A 17,251-nucleotide genomic window follows, 5' to 3' on the forward strand; every position below is an offset into this window, starting at 1 on the left:
ACGTTCCCCTTGGTCCGCTGGGTGGCCGAGAGGTCCACCGCGGCGGCCGAGCGAACCTTCTCGACGAGTTCACGCTTGCGCGGGGGCATCGAGGAGGTGACCTCCCCCGCCCCGGTTTCGTGACGAAGCTGACGGCCCCCTTGTCGAGTGCCTCGAACGTCACGTCGGCGTCGTCCTCGGCGTGCGCCGAGAGCATCAACACCGGCGTCGGATGCTCCGACATGATGGCTTCGACGGCCTCGATGCCGTTCATCTCGGGCATCTCGATGTCCATCGTCACCACGTCCGGTCCGTGCTCGCCGACGGTCTCGACCGCCTCGCGCCGTCGGACGCTTCGGCGACCACGTCGATTCCCCCGTCCTCCAGAAGGTGCGAATGAGCGTTCGCATGAACCGCGAGTCGTCGACGACGACGGCGCGCGTGGTGCCGTCCGCCGAGTTCGACCCCGATGCGGCGCTCACTGCGACCCGCTCCGGTGACATCCTTCTCGGATCGTTCGCCGCACGCGCCCGGCGTGCGATGAACGGTACCGCGGTCCGGGGACCTGTCGGCGTCCGGACGGTACCGTTCTGACTCCTTTCTGACCGCTCATCTATGTCTGTCCTTTCCGAGAAGGGGTCTTAAACGTCGCCGGCGAGAATCACGGCTGATAATCGGGTACGTACCTTTATGGACGATTTGACGCGAGAACTCAGGTAAGCCGGCGACGCTCGCGCGTCCCGGGAGCTACACCATGTCGCAGGAACCACAGACCGCTGCCGTACCCACCGCAGACGAGGCGGACGACGAGTCAGTCCGAGAGATACAGGTGCTCGAGTTCAAACTCGGCGACGAGACGTACTGCGTCGACATCGAGTACGTCTCCGAAATCGTCGACAAGGGCTCGCTCACCGCCGTCCCGAACGCCCCCGACTACGTCGACGGCGTGATGGACCTCCGCGGGCGAACCACGTCCATCGTCAACCCGAAGGCGCTGTTGAACGTCGACACCGGCGACGGCGAGGCCAAGCGCATCGTCATCTTCGACTCGAACAAGTTCGAGGACGACGCCGCCATCGGCTGGCTCGTCGACGAGGTGTTCCAGGTCGTTCGCGTCTCGATGGACGAGATAGAGGAACCGCCGCTGGAGAAGGACGACTCCATCGAGGGCGTCATCAAGCGCGACGGCGACCTGGTCATCTGGATCTCGCCGGTCAACGCCGTCGCCCAGCAGTAACGCCGCCGAACGACGATTTTCTCTCCCTCGTCCCGGCGGGCCACCCCGCACCGCGGTCAGATGCCGCGAACCGTCCGCTCGCGGACGACGACGGCCACCGACGCGAGGAGACAGACCGCGGCGAGTGCGAACGCGGCGACGTAGCCGACGCTCCCGGCGACGACGCCGCCGACGGCGCTCCCGACGCCCCCGCCGAAACTGCCGAGCGCCGTGTACGCGCCGAGCGCCTCGCTCCGGACGGGTTCGGGCGCGAGGTTGGTGACCAGTCCCGTCGCCGTGACGGCGATGACGGCCCACGAGAGCCCGATGGCCGCGAAGAGCGCGCCGACGAGGACCACTCCGCCCGGGGGCGCGACGCCGAGGCCGACGACGGCGACGAGGGGGAACAGTATCGCCCGCGACACCAGCGCACTCGTCTGGAGGCGGAGCGCGTCGATGCGGGCGACGAGCGTCCCGACGGGGGCGTACGCGACGGCCGAGGCGGCCGAGGAGACGACGAACAGGACGAACACCTCGTCGGTGCCGTACCCCACGTCGGTCAGGAACGCCGGGAGCGGTCCGAAGAAGACCGAAAAGGCCGCGAAGAACAGCGTCGCCGCCGCCAGATAGCGGACGATTGGGGTGGCGAGCCGACTTCGGAGGCGCCGCCGCGCGTCGTCGCCGAACCTGAGCGACCGCAGTCCCCAGTACACCCGCCCCGGTCCGAACGGGACGGCGCGCGTGGACCGGTCGCCGCCGAACCCGTTCTGCTGGACGTGGCGGAGGAGGCGGACGAACCGCCGTTCGGTGATGCGCGGCCGTTCGGGGTAGCGGAGGTAGACGACGAACGCCCCGAGGAGGGCCGTGAGACCCGCACCGACGAAGAACAGGCGCTTGGCCACCAGCGGAGAGAGACCGAACGCCGACCCGGCGACGCCGGACCACCCCGCGCCGACGACGAGGCCGGCGAGCCAGCCGTACCCCTGATACTTGTTCAACAGCCCGAAACGGACCGGCCACTGGTGCTGCTGGTGACCCTCCACGACGACGAGGTTCAGCACGGGGGCGGCCGCCGCGACGGCGAACCACAGGAGGGCGTTGGCGGCGAGCACCGTCCACGGCGAGGAGAGCAACGGTGTGAGAGCGAGGACGGCGCTGGTCAGGCCGAGTGCGACGAGGATGAACGGCCGTCGACGGTGCGTCCGAGAGACCAGCCGGCCCCACAGAATCGCGCCCGGGGCGCCCGCGAACGCCGCCGTGGCGGCGATGAGACTCACGAGAAGCGCGCCCGCGCCCAGGTCGATGGCGTACAGCGGTACCAGAAGCGACGCCGCGCCGACGGCGGCGTACCCCAGCGCCCAGCCGTACAGCCACCCGTCCGTCGTTCGATGTGACTGCGTCACGTCGGAGCCCACGAAACGACGGGAGAAAGGTGTTGCCGATTCGACGCGAATCGGGAGAGAGCGGCGGATATTTGTGGGTCGATGCGGACCGAACCGACGAGCATGGACGGGGATACCCCATGAGCCGGTCCGACGACTCCTTCGTGGAGTACGGTATCGAAGACGAACCGCCCCTCGGTACCTCACTTCTCCTCGGCGTTCAACACTACCTCACGATGGTCGGCGCGAACATCGCCGTCCCCCTCATCCTCGCGGGCGCACTCGGGATGCCCGCGGAGATAATCCCGCGGTTCGTCGGGACGTTCTTCGTCGTCTCCGGCGTCGCCACGCTGGCGCAGACGACGTTCGGCAACCGCTACCCCATCGTGCAGGGCGCGCCGTTCTCGATGCTGGCGCCCGCCCTCGCCGTCGTGGGCGTCGTCACCGCCGCCGACCCGGCCGGGCCGGCGTGGCAGACGGCCCTCCTCCAACTGCAGGGGGCGATAATCGCCGCCGCCGTCGTCGAAATCGCCGTCGGCTACTTCGGCCTCCTCGGGAAACTCCGCTCGTTCCTCTCGCCGGTGGTCATCGCGCCCACCATCGCCCTCATCGGTCTCGCCCTGTTCAACACGCCGCAGGTCACGTCCGCCAGCGGTAACGTCTCCCTCCTCGCGTTGACGCTCCTCCTCATCGTCCTCTTCTCGCAGTACGTCGACACCGCCCACCGCGCCTTCCAACTGTTCCCCGTCCTCCTCGGCATCGTCGTCGCCTACCTCGTCGCCGCCGTCCTGTCGGTCACCGGCGTCTACGCGCCGGGAACGCCGGGGTACGTCGACCTCGGGTCGGTGCTTGCCGCGCCCGCCCTCATGCCCATCTTCCCCCTCCAGTGGGGCTTCGCGGGCGGCCCGTACGCGGTCACCGTCGGCTTCCCCCTCGTCGGGGAGGTGGCGTTCGGCGTCCCGCAGTTCACCTCGTCGTTCGTCATCGGCATGCTCGCGGGCGTCTGCGCGTCGATGATAGAGAGCCTCGGCGACTACCACGCCGTCGCCCGCCTCTCGGGCGTCGGGGCGCCTCCGAGCGACGCATCAACCACGGCATCGGCATGGAGGGCATCATGAACGTCTTCTCGGGGCTGATGGGCGGGTCGGGGTCGACCTCCTACTCCGAGAACATCGGCGCCATCGGCCTCACCGGCGTCGCCTCGCGCTACGTCGTGCAGGTCGGCGCGGCGGTGATGCTGGTCGTCGGCTTCGTCGGCTACTTCGGCCAACTGGTCGCGACCATCCCCGACCCCATCGTCGGCGGCCTCTACATCGCCATGTTCGGGCAAATCGTCGCCGTCGGCCTCTCGAACCTGAAGTACGTGGACCTCGACTCCTCGCGGAACATCTTCGTCGTCGGCGTCGCCCTGTTCGTCGGCCTCACCGTGCCGACCTACATGGGCAACGTCGGGTCCGCGGCGGCGTTTCAGGAGGGGATGCGCGGCGTCGCGTACCTCGGCCCCGTCCTCGGCACGCAGGTCGTCTCCTACACCGTCTTCGTCATCGGGTCGACGGGGATGGCGGTCGGCGGCCTGTTCGCGTTCGTCCTCGACAACACCATCGAGGGGACGCGCGAGGAACGCGGCTTGGAGGAGTGGGAGGAGTCCGCCGAGGCGGACGAGGACTTCGCCTCCGCCTACGACCGCTTCGTCCGCGGCGGCGAGACGAAGGGCGACTGACGGGAGTCGTTCGACCACGTCGCACGCTCCGACGCCACCCCCGTCACCGCTTCCCGCACACCTTTTGCGCCGCCGTCCGTCCCCGGACGCATGACAGACCTCGACCTCCCGGCGATGGGGTTCGGCACCTCCGGCGACGAGACGGACGACGTGTGGACCGACAGCGTCGCCGAGGCGCTGAACGTCGGCTACCGGCACGTCGACACCGCGCAGATGTACGACAACGAGGCCGAAGTCGGCGCGGGAATCCGACGGAGCGAGGTGGACCGCGACGAGGTGGTGCTGGCGACGAAGGTCCACCCGGACAACCTCGCGCCGGACGACGCGAAGCGGACGGCGCGGGAGAGTCTCGACCGCCTCGGCGTCGACCGGGTCGACATGCTGTACGTCCACTGGCCCACCGCGGCGTACGACGCCGCGGCGACGCTCCCGGCGTTCGACGAACTCCGCGAGGCGGGCGTGACCGACTACGTCTGCGTCAGCAACTTCACGCCCGAGTTGCTGGACGAGGCCCGCGAGATTCTCGACGCACCCATCGCCGCCCACCAGGTGGAGTGCCATCCGCTCCTGCCGCAGGAGGAACTCAGGGCGTACGCGAGAGCGCACGACCACCACCTCGTCGCCTACTCGCCGCTGGGTCGCGGGGAGATTCTCGACCACCCCGTCCTCGCGGACGTCGCCGACAAGCACGGCGTCTCGACGGCGCGGGTGTGTCTCGCGTGGGCGACGGCGCACGATATCGTGCCCATCCCGAGGCCACGGGCGACCACATCGCCGACAACCTCGCGGCGACGGACCTCGAACTCGACGACGAGGACCTCGCGGCCATCGACGGCATCGACGAACGGCGGCGCGTCATCGACCCCGAGTCGGCCCCGTGGCACTGACTACCGGTCGGCCTCGTCCTCGGTCGGGTCGTCGGAGTCGTCCGCGCGCGCCTCCGTGAGACCCTCGCCGATGCCCGCGCGGCCGAGGGCGACGAGGACGACGTAGCCGACGGCCCCGGCGACGAAGAACGCCACCGGGATGACGAACGGGCCGTAGGCCCGCACGACCCCGTCGATGAACTCGGCGACGACGGTCTGAAGCACCAGCGTCATACGCCCGCTTGGGGGGGCCGCCGAGTTATACTGTCGGCTCCGCGGCCGTCGGTTTCGGTCGTGGGTGGACGGTTGACGGTCGACGGCCCTCGCGTCAGTCGTCGGCGCCCGCGACCCGTTCGTCCGCCTCGACGTCGCTCTCCGTCTCCGCCTCCGTCTCCGCGTCCACGGCCGTCCGGCCGTCGCCGCCCGCGTTCGCCGGGGGCGCCCGCGTGAACGTCACGTCGCGCTTCGGGTACGGTATCTCGACGCCCGCGTCGGTCATCGCCACGTAGAGCGCGCGGTTCAGTTCGTGCTGCGCGCGGCGGCGGCGTGTCGGTGCGCTCACCCAGCAGAGCAGTTCGTACTCCAGCGCGGAGTCGCCGAACCGGCGGAAGCGCATCCGGGGTTTCGGCGAGTCCAGCACCAGCGACTCGGCGTCGGCCACCTCGACGGCGAGCGCTTCGAAGGCGTCCACGTCCGTGCCGTAGGCGACGCCGAGAGGGACGCGGATGCGCCGACGACGTTGCGGAGCGGACTCGTTGGTTATCTTCGCGGCGTTGAGCACGGAGTTCGGCACGGTCACCATCAGTTCGTCGCGCGTGAGGAGCGTCGTCGACCGGATGCCCACCTTCACCACCGACCCCGAGGTGCCGTCGTCGAGGACGATGAAGTCGCCCAGTTTGTACGTGTCGTCGAAGTAGAGCGCGATGCCGCCGAAGAAGTTGGCGACGGTGTCCTTCGCGGCGAAGCGACGGCGATGCCGGCGACGCCCGCCGCGCCGAGCAGCGGCGTTATCTCGATGTTCCAGAGCCACAGCAGGGTGGCCGCGCCGCCGAGGAGGACGACGAGCGTCCAGACGTTCGAGAAGACGGGCGCGAAGTCGAACCGTCCGCCGCGGTCGTTCACCTCCTCGACCAGCCGGTTCACCACGCGGTTGGCCGCGTACGCCCAGACGAGGACGATAATCGACAGCGACGGCCGGCCGAAGAAGTTGTCCAGCGCCGCGGCGGAGAACAGCGTCGACCCCCTGACCGCGGGCACCTGCGAGAGGAGGAACACGCCGGTGAGGGAGGCGGTGACGACCACCGGCAGGCGCAACTCCGCGAGGACGATGTCGTCGTACGCGCCGTCCGTGTGGCTGACGTAGCGCCGCGCCGCCCGGAGGACGACGAACTCCATGCCGAGGGCCGCGAGGAGGGAGACGAGGAGGAGGCCGACGGTGGCCTCGGCGGCCGACAGGCCCGCGAGTGCATCCGAGAGGGGGCCGTACATGCCCGAGACACGTCACCTCGGAACATAACGGTTTCTCGAATTCTCGCGGCGGCGGACCGGTCGGTTTTTCGGAGTTCCGCCGCGAGACGGAGGCATGTTCCGCAAGGGCCACTACGGCGTCTCGCTGCTCGTCTTCGCGCCCGTCGGCTTCGCACTCGTCCGCCTCGGCCGCCCGGACCTCGCGTTCGTCGTCGGCGCGGCGATGCTGTGGCTGGCGATGCTGCCGGACGTGGACCACCGACTCCCCGGCGTCCCCCACCGGGGGCCGACGCACTCGCTGGCGTTCGCGGCCCTCGTCGGCGGCGGCTTCGCCCTCGTCGGACGCGCCGCGGCGTCCGTGGGCCTCGGCGACCGACGGCCTCGCGGCCGTCGCCGAGGCAGCGTCGTCATCTTCGGCTTCCTCGTCGGCTTCCTCGCCGTCCTCGCGCACCTCCTCGCGGACGCCCTCACGCCCGCCGGCGTGAACTTCCTCTGGCCGCTCTCCGGCCGCGAGTACACCGTCTCCCTGTGGCGGGCCGACAACCGACTCGCCAACTACGGGCTGTTCGCGCCGGCGTCTTCGCCGTCGCGGGCGCCCTCACTCTCGCGGTCACGCTCTGACCCGGTCCGTATCGGCCTCGGCCCGCGCGCCGCCGCGCCGACGGTGGGTCACTCGCTCTCGGTGACGCTGACGACCGGCACCGGCGAGGTGCGTATCGTCTTCTCGGCGACGCTCCCGAGGAGAATGCGGTCCACGGCGCGCTTGCCGGTAGTTCCCATCACGATGCGTCCGCACTGGTCTCGTCCACGCCGTCGAGAATCGCCTCGTAGGGCGACCCGCGTTCGACGTGTTTCACCACCTCCACCTCGCGGGACTCGGCGGCGAGGGCGACGTTCTCCACCGCCTCCTCGGCCGCCTCCTCGCCCTCGGCCTCCGAGAGCGCCGAGCGGACGTCGAGGCCGAGGAGCGACTCGTCCACGACGGAGAGAACGTGGACGGTGGCGTCGAGGGCGGCGGCGACGTCGAGGGCGTGTTCGGCGGCGTACGTCGCCGCGGAACTGCCGTCGGTCGGGACGAGGATGCGCTCGTACGGGAACGACAGGTCCCGCTCGGTGCCGGTGCGGACGGTCATCACCGGCCGGTCGCAGAGGCGGACCACCTTCTCGGTGACGCTCCCGAGCAACTGCTCTGAGAGCCCCCGCTCACCCTGCGTCGGCATGACGACCACGTCGTAGTCGTACCGGTCGGCGTACTCGACGATGGTCGAGACGGGGTCGCCCTGCACCACGTCCGTCGCGTACTCGACGCTCAGCGACTCCAGCACCGACGCGGCCTCCTCGACGACCTCCTCGCCTTCCTGTTCGAGGGCGTCCACCACGTCGTTCTCCACGACGGTGACGCTGTCGCGCGCGGTGTCGGCGACGTACAGCAACTGGACGCTCCCGTCGGCCCACTGCGCTATCTCGCCCGCGTGGTACAGCGCCTCGCTCGCGCCGGTACTGCCGTCCACCGGCAGGAGGATACGTTCGTACATACTGTCCCCGACGTCCGACAGCGTGTTAATCGCTTTCCCAGTCGGGGGCGCGTCCGACCCGCCGCGACGACGTCGGTCGGAGAGCAGTCCTTAAGCCTCGACCGGGATATACCGAGGCATGGTCGAACTGGACGACGACGCGATGACGCGATTCCCGGTGCCGGACGAAGACGAACTGCCCGACGACCTGCGGGAGCGAATCGAATCGGAGACCGAGCGCGCGGGGTTCACGCCGAACGTCTTCTCGGCGTTCGCGTACAAGCCGAGTCACTTCCGGGCGTCTTCGACTACCACGACGCCCTCGTCGAGGACACCGCCCTCGACCGCGAGGAGGTGGAGATGATCGTCGTCGCCGTCTCGGGCGTCAATCACTGCTACTACTGCAACGTCGCCCACGGCGCACTCGTCCGCATCTACGCGAAGGACCCGACGCTGGCGGACCAACTCGTCGCCAACTACCGGCAGGCGGACGTCTCCGAGAAACGCATGGCGATGCTCGACGTGGCCGTGAAACTCACCGAGTCGCCCCGAGACGTGACCGAGGCGGACATCGACCGACTGGCCGAGGCGGGCTACTCCGAGGAGGCCATCTGGGACATCGCGTCGGTGACGGCCTTCTTCAACCTCTCGAACCGGATGGCGATGTTCGCCGACATGCGGCCGAACGACGAGTTCCACACGCTCGGTCGGGAGTCGCGGGAGTAGCCGGAACGGGTCACGCCGGGAGAGTCGCCACGCGGCGACCCGAACCGGGGGGCGCCCACTGCGACACCAGACGAACCCTGAGAGTCGCGCGACCGAACCGACGGCGGAAGCCTTATCAGGCAGGTCGCCCTCTGTCCACCCGCAATGGCGAAAGGTACGGTTGCGTTCTTTAACGACACGGGCGGTTACGGATTTATCGAAAGCGAAGACTCTGACGAGGACGTTTTCTTCCACATGGAAGACGTCGGTGGCCCTGACCTCGAAGAGGGCCAGGAAGTCGAGTTCGACATCGAACAGGCCGACAAGGGTCCGCGAGCGAAGAACCTCCAGCGCCTGTAAGGAACGCAACACGACAGCGGTACTGCGGTCGGCGGTCACGTCGATTCTCACCACGATTCTGCGGTATTTCACCCCTCGCGAGCGACGGCGTTCGCCGTGGTCGAAGGAGTGATAGTCGTCTCCGAGAGAGACTTCACCGATGACTAGCCCAACCGTGGCGTTCGTCTGCGTGCAGAACGCCGGACGGAGTCAGATGGCGACGGCGTTCGCCGAACGAGAGGTAGCGGAGCGCGGACTGGACGTGAACGTGGTCACCGGCGGGACGCGCCCGGCCGACCACGTCCACAAGAACGTCGTGGAGACGATGCAGGAGATCGAAATCGACCTCTCCGACCGGTCGCCGCGGGAGGTGACGTTCGAGGAGATATCCGAGTCCGACTACGTGATAACGATGGGCTGTTCGGCCGACGACGTCTGCCCGGCCGGGTGGGCCGGCGACAACCGCGACTGGGACTTGACGGACCCCCACGGGAAGGACCCCGAGGCGACGGTGGAGATTCGCGACGAGATTCGGGACCGCGTCGCCGCGTTCTTCGACGAGTTGGAGCGCGAGGCGTAGTCGGTCGGCCGGTCGACCCGGTTCGAGCGCTACCGGCGCTACAGGTCGCCGCGCGCGCCCATCTCCCGAATCGTCGCGGCGCGGTCACGAATCGCCTCCCACTCGGACTCGTCTTTTCGGTCGACGTGCGAGTACATCAGTCCCATCCGGCCCGTTCCGCGGAGTTCCGCCTCGTTTCGCTTCAGGAAGTCCCAGTAGAGCGCGTTGAACGGGCACGCACGCTCGCCGGTCGTCTTCGTGTGGTGGTACGGACACGACGAGCAGTAGTCGCTCATCCCGTTCACGTAGTTCGCCGAGGCGGCGTACGGCTTCGAGGAGAGGGCGTCCGTCGCGAACGACCCCATGCCGACGACGTTCGGCGTCGTCACCCAGTGGAAGGCGTCAACGAACCCGACGTGGAACCACTCGTTGAGTTCGTGCGGGTCCGCGCCGTACAGGAGCGCGAAGTTCGACAGCACCATCAGCCGCTCGATGTGGTGAGCGTAGCCGTGGTCCCAGACGTGGCCGACCGCCTCCGAGAGACAGCGCATCTCCGTCTCGCCCGAGTAGTACGCCTCGGGAAGCGGTTCGGTCTGGCCGAGTCGGTTCGCCTCGCCCATCTCGGGCATCCGCCGCCGGTAGACGTGGCGCACGAACTCGCGCCAGCCGAGGACCTGCCGGACGAACCCCTCGACGCTGTTCAGCGGTGCGCCGTCCTCGTACGCGCGCTCTGCCGCCTCGACCGCTTCCCGCGGGTGGAGGAGGCCGAGGTTGAGCGACGACGACAGGAGCGAGTGACACAGGGCCCACTCGCCCTCGACCATCGCGTCCTGATACGGCCCGAACTCGGTCAGACGGACCTCGACGAAGTGGTCCAGTGCCTGTCTCGCCTCCTCGCGGGTGACCGGCCAACCGAACGACTCGTCGGAGCCCCACGCGTCGTCGTACCGGTCGCGGACGAACCGCCGGACCGCCTCGGTCGTCTCGTCGGGGTCGAACCGCGGCACCTCGGGCGGGGTCCACCCGTCCGGCGGCGTCTCGCGGTTCTCCCCGTCGTAGTTCCACTGCCCGCCGACCGGGTCGTCGCCGTCCATCAGCACGTCCAACTCGCGCCGGACGTGGCGGTACCAGTGCTCCTGTCGGTAGCGTTCGTCTCCGTCGCTGTCACCGCCGCCGTCGCCGCCGTCGCTGTCACCGCCGCCGCCGCCGTTCCGCGCCTCGGCCCACGCGTCGAACGTCTCCGGCGTCGTCAGGAAGAGGTCGTTCGTCACGAGCGTGAGGTTCCCGCCGCGCGCCTCGACCATCGCCCGGAGTCGGTCGCCCGCGCCGTGACTCGGCGGGTCCATGAGAATCAGGTCGTCGCCGGGGTTCGCCGCGAAGTAGTCGTCGAGGGCGTCGCCGAACGACTCTGCCCGGAGGTAGGTCACCTCGTACCCGCGTTCGCGCAACTCGTCGCGGAAGTGCCGCATCGCGCTGAACACGAGGGTGAGCTTCTGCGGGTGGTACGGGAGGCGTTCGCCGAAGCCGTGCGCCTCCACGAGGAGGACGTGGTCGGCCGACTGCAACGGCGTCACGTCGGGGTTCAGTTGGTCGCCGAGCAACCAGACGGTCATCGGGGCGCGACGGCGGCGGGCGGTCTGAACGTCATCGAACGCCCGTTAGGAGGGTCGAGAGTTAAACGTGCGGCCGGGAGACGACCGGCATCGCCGCCGGTGGCCTCACCGCCGACTGCCCGGTTGCGGGTCCACGTGCGCGGGGGCCATCAAGTCCTCGAACCGCCTGTCGTCAAGCCACTCTATCAACTGCACCAACTGGTCGGCGGCGGCTCGAACAGGCGTTCGCCCGTCTCGGGCGTCGCGTCCGTCTGGTCGCCGAAGACGCCGTTCTCGGAGTTCTCCACGGCGTCGTAGAACGTGCGCGCGCCGTGGGTCATGTAGTTCGTGGAGTCGTCGAGGTCGACGAGGCCGCCGTCGCGGGCGCTCCGAGTCGGTCCTCGCGGACGAGTTCGCCGGCGATGTGCATGATCATCGCCGTCTCCTTCGGTCCGCCGTGGGGACCGTTGTGCTCGAACACCTCGTCGACGAGGTCCGGGATAGACTCGTCCCACATCCACTCGATGGCGTACATCGTCCCGTCGTCGCGGAGGCGGCGACCCACCTCGCGGAGGTGTTGGGCGTTGCCGCCGTGTGCGTTCACGTACACCACGCGGTCGATACCGTGATAGGCGAGGTTGCGCGTCATCGACTCCACGTAGTCGCGGAACTGCGGCGGGTCCACCCACATCGTCCCGTGGAACTGCCGGTGGTGGGGGCTGACGCCGACGTTCACGGTCGGCGTGCAGAGCACGTCCGTCCGGTCGGCGGCCTCGCGGGCCAACGCCTCGGCGATGAGGTGGTCGGTGGCGAGGGGGAGGTGCGGGCCGTGCTGTTCCGTCGAACCGAGGGGGACGACTGCGACCGACTCTGCGGCGACGTAGTCTCCGAGTTCGGGCCACGTCTGGTCTGCGACGTACATCTACTCCTGTCGACGTGGAGACGACCCAAGAAAGTACGTGAGGCAGAAAGATACCGCGAGGCCGCGACCTGCCGGCCGAACCGGCGGTTCGGCGGCGCTACTGGCCGAACGTCTCCTCCTCTCGGCTCCGGAGTTCGATGCGGCGAATCTTCCCGGACGACGTCTTCGGCAGTTCCTCGACGAACTCGATTCGGCGCGGGTACTTGTACGGCGCCGTCTCCGCCTTCATGAACTCCTGAATCTCCGTCGCCAGTTCGTCGGAGCCCTCGTGCCCCTCGGTGAGGACGACGTACGCCTTCACCACGTCGCCGCGTTCCTCGTGCGGGGAGGCGACGGCGGCCGCCTCCGCGACGGCGTCGTGGGAGACGAGGGCGTCCTCCACCTCGAACGGGCCGATGCGGTAGCCCGCGGAGATGATGATGTCGTCGGCGCGGCCCTCGAAGAAGAAGTAGCCGTCCTCGTCGCGGGAGGCCAGGTCGCCCGTCCGGTAGTACTCCCCGAAGAACGTCTCGCGGTCCAGGTCGTCGCGTTCGAAGTAGCCGTCGAAGATGCCCGGACAGTCGACGGGGACGGCTATCTCGCCGATTTCGCCCGCGTCGAGTTCGTTCTCGTCGTCGTCGATTATCGTCGTCCCGAGTCCCGGCGTCGGCTTGCCCATGCTGCCCGGTTTCACGTCGATGCCGGGGTAGTTCGTCACGAGTGCCACCGTCTCCGTCTGACCGTACCCGTCCCGCGGGGTGACGCCGAACGTCGACTCGATGGCCTCGATGGGTTCGCGGTTGAGCGGTTCGCCCGCCGACAGGGCCGCCCGCAGGTCGATGTCGTACGACGAGAGGTCGGCCTGCGAGAACATCCGGTACTGCGTCGGGACGGCGCAGAGGCGCGTGACGCCCTCCTCGGCCATGATTGAGAGGAACGTGTCTGGGTCGAACTCGCCGTCGTACAGCAACTGCGTCGCGCCCGTGGTGATGCCGACACCGACGGGACTCCAGAACCACTTGGCCCACCCGGTGCCCGTCGTCGCCCAGAGCAGTTCGTCCGACAGGTCGGCGGGTTCCTCTGACTCGCCCGGCGGCACCTCGCCGTCGGCGGTGACGCCCCACCAGTACGGCGCGTTCACGAGTTCGAAGCAACGCATCCACCGGTGGCGGTGCATCACGGGCTTCGGTTGCCCCGTCGTCCCCGACGTGTAGTTGATGGACATCGGGTCCGACGCGGCGAGTTCGGGGCCGTCGTGCGTCGTCTCTCGCCCCGACAGGAGCGACTGCAACGACTCCCACCCGTCGGCGTCGCCGCCGAGACAGACGAACCGTTCGAGGGGCGTCTCCGCGCGCACCTCGTCGACCATCTCCACGAGGGAGTCGTGGGCGACGACGGTGGACGCCTCGCAGTCGTTCGCGCGGTAGGCGATGTCCTTCGGCTTCAGCATCGACGAACACGGGACGAGAATCGCCCCGCGCTTCAGCGCACCCAACTGTACCGCGAACACGTCGGGGTGGCGCGGCACGAGGTGCATCACGCGGTCACCCTCGCCGACGCCCATCTCCGCGAGGGCGTTGGCGAAGCGGTTCATGTCGTCGCGGAGGTCCGCGTACGTCCGTTCCTCGCGCGTCCCCTCGGCGTCCCGGAAGCGGAGGGCGACCCGGTCACCGAACGCCTCGGCGTGGGAGGCGACCACCGCCGGGAGGTTGTAGTCGGCCGGAACGTCCCACTCGAACTGGCTGACGGCGTCGTCGTACGAGAGTGCCATGCCCTCACATCGGAAACGTGCCGAATAATGATTTGGGTCCGCGCACCCCCCGGACGACCCGGCGCCGGGCGACGGTCCGTCGCTCGGCGGCCGGTACACAACCCATCGGGCGGGCGCGCTCGGAGCGCCAGTGTCGAGTGCGACGTCGTTCGTGAAAAGCGAAGTTACCGGGTACGTAGCACGAAGTTACCACGTACCCACGCCGGTCGACCCGTCGTCTCCCGTTCTCGGGGGGGCCGCGAGCGACGGCGCGGTTCAGGCCGTTTGCGCCTCGTCGCCGCCGACGGCTCCGACCGACTCGTCGCCCTCGTCGCCGCCCTCACCGCGGAGGGCCAGGGCGAACGCCCCGAGGCCGACCAGGAGGACGAGGAACTGGAGGACGCCCCCGAGAGGGACGAGACCCACCAGACTCACGAGGAGGACGCCCACCGCGAGGGCGGCCCACCTGCTCTCGTACTCGCCGAGCGACAGCAGCCACGTCCCGAGGACGAGTGCGCCGTACACCGTCGTCACCCACAGCACCAGACCGAACGCGAGGAACCCCGCGATGGACAGGGGGATGCCGACGATGGTCAGGAGCAACAGCACCAACGCGACGGGGACGCCGACCAGCACGAGGAGGCCGACGCCGCCGCTCTTTATCGCCTGCGTGGTGCCGACGCTGGTCACGCGCGCGGCGAACCGGGGCGCGACGAGCAAGAGGACGGCGCCGAGGACGAGGTTGACGAGCAGTCCGTAGGCCGCGCCGACCCACTGCGGCAGGGCGAAGCTGTCCGTCTCGACCCCGAAGACGGGCGTGCTGACGACGAGGCTGTCGTCGCGGACGACCGACCCGGCGACCGAGGCGCCGTCCGCGAGCGAGAACCGCTGGGCGTCGTAGGTCAGGCTTCCGCCGACGACGGCCGTCTCGCCGACGACGATGGTGTCGGCGCCGAGGGTCACGTCGCCCTCCACGGTGCCGTCGAGGCGAACGTCGCCCGCGCCGGCTTCGAGGACGCCGGCCACGACGGCCGTCTCACCCACGTCGAGGACGCCGGCGGCGACTTCGACGTCGCCACCGACCGCGCCGTCGACGGTGACGGACCCGGCGGCAACCCCGACGTCGCCGGTGACGCGGCCGGTGTCGGTGACGACGACGGTGCCGGCGACGCCCTGTAAGTCACCGTCGACGGTGCCGGCCACCACGACGGTGCCGGCGACGACTTCGAGCGTGCCTTGGTGCGTCTCGCCTTCGGCGACGGTTATCGTCGGACCGAAGGGCGCTTCTTGCGCGCTCACCGCGCCGGCGAACCCTCCGGTCAGGAGGAAGACGGCCAGGACGACGGCGAACAACCGAGTGACGAACGTGTTGGACATGATGAACACCTCAGAGCGAACGGTCCGTTGCGACCGTCGGCTCTCGAACGACGATACGACGTGTCAGACGATAAATACCTCGTGAGAGCCCGTCGCGTGAGAATCATCACCTCGGTTGAAGCGGCTACACCGGACGATTCCCCGGCCGGCCCGTCCGCCTCGCGTGGTTTTTTGCTCCGTGCCCGTGTGTGTCAGTCCGGCATGGAATACACGACGCTCGGCGACACCGGGATGGAGGTGTCCCGAATCTGTCTGGGCTGCATGAGTTTCGGGACCAGCGACTGGCGCGACTGGGTGCTGGACGAGGAGGCGGGCAAGGAACTGGTGGACCGGGCCATCGAACTCGGTGTCAACTTCTTCGACACGGCGAACATGTACTCCGCGGGCGAGTCCGAACGCGTCCTCGGCGAGGCGTTGAAGGGCCGCCGCGAGGAAGCCGTCGTCGCGACGAAAGTCTACTTCCAGATGGACGACGAGGACCCGAACTCCGGCGGCCTGTCGCGGAAGGCCATCGAACAGGAGTTGGACGCCTCGCTCGACCGCCTCGGGATGGACACGGTGGACCTCCTGCAGATTCACCGCTGGGACTACGATACGCCCGTCGAGACGACGCTTCGCGCCCTCGACGACGCGGTCCGGCGCGGGAAGGTGCGGTACTTCGGCGCGTCGTCGATGTGGGCGCACCAGTTCGCCGACGCTCTGCACACCTCGGACCGACTGGGCCTCGACCGGTTCGCGACGATGCAGAACCACTACAACCTGCTGTACCGGGAGGAGGAACGCGAGATGCTGCCGTTGTGCGAGAAGGAGAACGTCGGTGTCATCCCGTGGTCACCGCTCGCTCGCGGGTGGGTCGCCCGCCCGCACGAGGAGGCCCGTTCGACAAAACGCGGCGAGACGGACGAACTCGCGCACGGCCATCCGTACCTCGAGGGCGGCGGCCGGGCGGTGAACGAGCGCGTGCAGGAACTCGCAGACGAGAAGGGCGTGAAGATGGCGCAAATCGGGCTGGCGTGGCTGTTCCACAAGGACGGCGTGGACGCGCCCATCGTCGGCACGACGAGTATCGAACACCTCGAAGACGCGGTGGAGGCGCTCGACATCTCGCTCAGTCGGTCGGAGATGGACTACCTCGAAGAGCCGTACGAGCCGGTTCGGGTGTCGGGACACGACTGAGACGCCCGCGCTCGGACCACGTCAGTCGCTCGCCGACTCGGCCATCGACTCGCCGAACCCGTCCGCCGAGAGCCGCCACACCGCCCGCCCCGCGACGGTTGCGATGGCGATTTCGGCGAGGCCGACGGCGAGGAAGGCGGTGAAGTAGCCCGCCGACGAGGTGGCGAACCCGCCGACGAGAAAGCCCGCGAGGAAGCCGAGACTGCCGAAGACGTTGAAGCCGCCGAGCGCCGCACCGCGCTCTTCGGCCCCCGCCACGTCCGTCACCAGCGCCATCGTCGCCGGCGAGACGAGCGCGCCGAACACGCCGACGAGCGCCATCGTCGCCGACGGCCAGCGGGAGCGTGGGCGCGGCGCCGACGGCGACGATGGTGACGCCGTAGCCGACGGAGCCGACGACGACGGGGACGAACCGGCCGACGCGGTCCGAGAGCGAGCCGAACGGGTACTGCAGCAGCGCGAACGGGAAGAAGAACGCGAACAGGGCGAGGCCGGCCCCGAACGCGTCGAGCCCGAACGCGTCGCGGAAGTAGTAGACGCCGACGAGGGCGAAGAATCCGGCCGTCATCCGGTCGATGAAGCCGAAAGCGTACGGGACGCCGAGCGCCGGGCGTCGGCGGAGACGGCCGAGGGCGGCGTCGAGGCGGACCCGGACGCCGTCGGGCGTGCGGTCGGGGACGGTGGCGACGACGGCGGCGGCGGCGACGA

Annotated in this window: 10 protein-coding genes and 9 pseudogenes; 9 read left to right on the plus strand and 10 right to left on the minus strand. The window is 69.1% G+C overall.

The features are described 5' to 3' along the window. A pseudogene (locus GJ632_RS09425) lies at positions 1-389 on the minus strand (response regulator); the annotation flags it as partial. Here GJ632_RS09425 and GJ632_RS25890 point away from each other — a divergent pair. Beyond that, entirely contained in the window at positions 376-573 is a 198-nt protein-coding gene (locus GJ632_RS25890; RefSeq protein ID WP_231751447.1) for a hypothetical protein, read from the plus strand. The pseudogene GJ632_RS09425 and the gene GJ632_RS25890 sit on opposite strands and share 14 nt — an antisense overlap. Positions 574-733: 160 nt before the next feature. Then, a complete protein-coding gene (locus GJ632_RS09430) occupies positions 734-1,216 on the plus strand; it encodes a chemotaxis protein CheW (RefSeq protein WP_191452781.1) in 483 nt (160 codons plus the stop codon). A gap of 56 nt (positions 1,217-1,272) precedes the next feature. On the opposite strand, the gene GJ632_RS09435 is transcribed toward GJ632_RS09430, so the two are convergent. Continuing rightward, positions 1,273-2,598: an MFS transporter gene (locus GJ632_RS09435; RefSeq protein WP_343161108.1), complete on the minus strand. Its 1,326-nt coding sequence runs from the start codon at positions 2,596-2,598 to the stop codon at positions 1,273-1,275. A gap of 119 nt (positions 2,599-2,717) precedes the next feature. Between GJ632_RS09435 and GJ632_RS09440 the strand changes: the two are divergent. Continuing rightward, positions 2,718-4,297 (plus strand): annotated as a pseudogene (locus GJ632_RS09440) (uracil-xanthine permease family protein). Positions 4,298-4,387: 90 nt separating this feature from the next. Beyond that, a pseudogene (locus tag GJ632_RS09445) lies at positions 4,388-5,184 on the plus strand (aldo/keto reductase). Here the strand turns inward: GJ632_RS09445 and GJ632_RS09450 are convergent. Both GJ632_RS09450 and GJ632_RS09455 read right to left on the minus strand, forming a co-directional pair. Next, entirely contained in the window at positions 5,185-5,397 is a 213-nt protein-coding gene (locus GJ632_RS09450) for a hypothetical protein (RefSeq protein ID WP_191452782.1), read from the minus strand. 94 nt (positions 5,398-5,491) lie between these two features. Then, positions 5,492-6,651, minus strand: a pseudogene (locus GJ632_RS09455) (mechanosensitive ion channel family protein). 94 nt (positions 6,652-6,745) lie between these two features. Here GJ632_RS09455 and GJ632_RS09460 point away from each other — a divergent pair. Continuing rightward, positions 6,746-7,251 (plus strand): annotated as a pseudogene (locus GJ632_RS09460) (metal-dependent hydrolase). Between the two features lie 48 nt (positions 7,252-7,299). On the opposite strand, the pseudogene GJ632_RS09465 reads toward GJ632_RS09460, so the two are convergent. Beyond that, positions 7,300-8,165 (minus strand): annotated as a pseudogene (locus GJ632_RS09465) (universal stress protein). 127 nt (positions 8,166-8,292) lie between these two features. Here GJ632_RS09465 and GJ632_RS09470 point away from each other — a divergent pair. The 3 genes and pseudogenes from GJ632_RS09470 (at position 8,293) to GJ632_RS09480 (ending at position 9,768) form a co-directional block, all read left to right on the plus strand. Next, positions 8,293-8,870: pseudogene (locus GJ632_RS09470) on the plus strand (peroxidase-related enzyme). A 144-nt stretch (positions 8,871-9,014) separates the two neighbouring features. Continuing rightward, positions 9,015-9,209, plus strand: coding sequence for a cold-shock protein (locus GJ632_RS09475; RefSeq protein WP_006056982.1), 195 nt, complete (start codon positions 9,015-9,017; stop codon positions 9,207-9,209). A 139-nt stretch (positions 9,210-9,348) separates the two neighbouring features. Beyond that, the gene (locus tag GJ632_RS09480; protein WP_191452783.1) at positions 9,349-9,768 is read left to right on the plus strand and encodes a low molecular weight phosphatase family protein; all 420 of its coding nucleotides are present in this window, start codon (positions 9,349-9,351) and stop codon (positions 9,766-9,768) included. Positions 9,769-9,806: 38 nt separating this feature from the next. On the opposite strand, the gene GJ632_RS09485 is transcribed toward GJ632_RS09480, so the two are convergent. The 4 genes and pseudogenes from GJ632_RS09485 to GJ632_RS09500 all read right to left on the minus strand — a co-directional run bounded on the left by GJ632_RS09485 (position 9,807) and on the right by GJ632_RS09500 (position 15,367). After that, a complete protein-coding gene (locus GJ632_RS09485) occupies positions 9,807-11,360 on the minus strand; it encodes a cryptochrome/photolyase family protein (protein WP_191452784.1) in 1,554 nt (517 codons plus the stop codon). A gap of 105 nt (positions 11,361-11,465) precedes the next feature. Further along, positions 11,466-12,261: pseudogene (locus GJ632_RS09490) on the minus strand (creatininase family protein). A gap of 97 nt (positions 12,262-12,358) precedes the next feature. Further along, positions 12,359-14,011: an acyl-CoA synthetase gene (locus GJ632_RS09495; RefSeq protein WP_191452785.1), complete on the minus strand. Its 1,653-nt coding sequence runs from the start codon at positions 14,009-14,011 to the stop codon at positions 12,359-12,361. 255 nt (positions 14,012-14,266) lie between these two features. Beyond that, entirely contained in the window at positions 14,267-15,367 is a 1,101-nt protein-coding gene (locus GJ632_RS09500) for a polymer-forming cytoskeletal protein (protein WP_191452786.1), read from the minus strand. A 201-nt stretch (positions 15,368-15,568) separates the two neighbouring features. Between GJ632_RS09500 and GJ632_RS09505 the strand changes: the two genes are divergently transcribed. Then, positions 15,569-16,543: an aldo/keto reductase gene (locus tag GJ632_RS09505; protein WP_191452787.1), complete on the plus strand. Its 975-nt coding sequence runs from the start codon at positions 15,569-15,571 to the stop codon at positions 16,541-16,543. Between the two features lie 21 nt (positions 16,544-16,564). Here GJ632_RS09505 and GJ632_RS09510 read toward each other — a convergent pair. Further along, positions 16,565-17,251: pseudogene (locus GJ632_RS09510) on the minus strand (MFS transporter); the annotation flags it as partial.

The sequence above is a fragment of the Halogeometricum sp. CBA1124 genome (genome assembly GCF_009741955.1).
Taxonomy (GTDB): Archaea; Halobacteriota; Halobacteria; order Halobacteriales; family Haloferacaceae; genus Halogeometricum; species Halogeometricum rufum.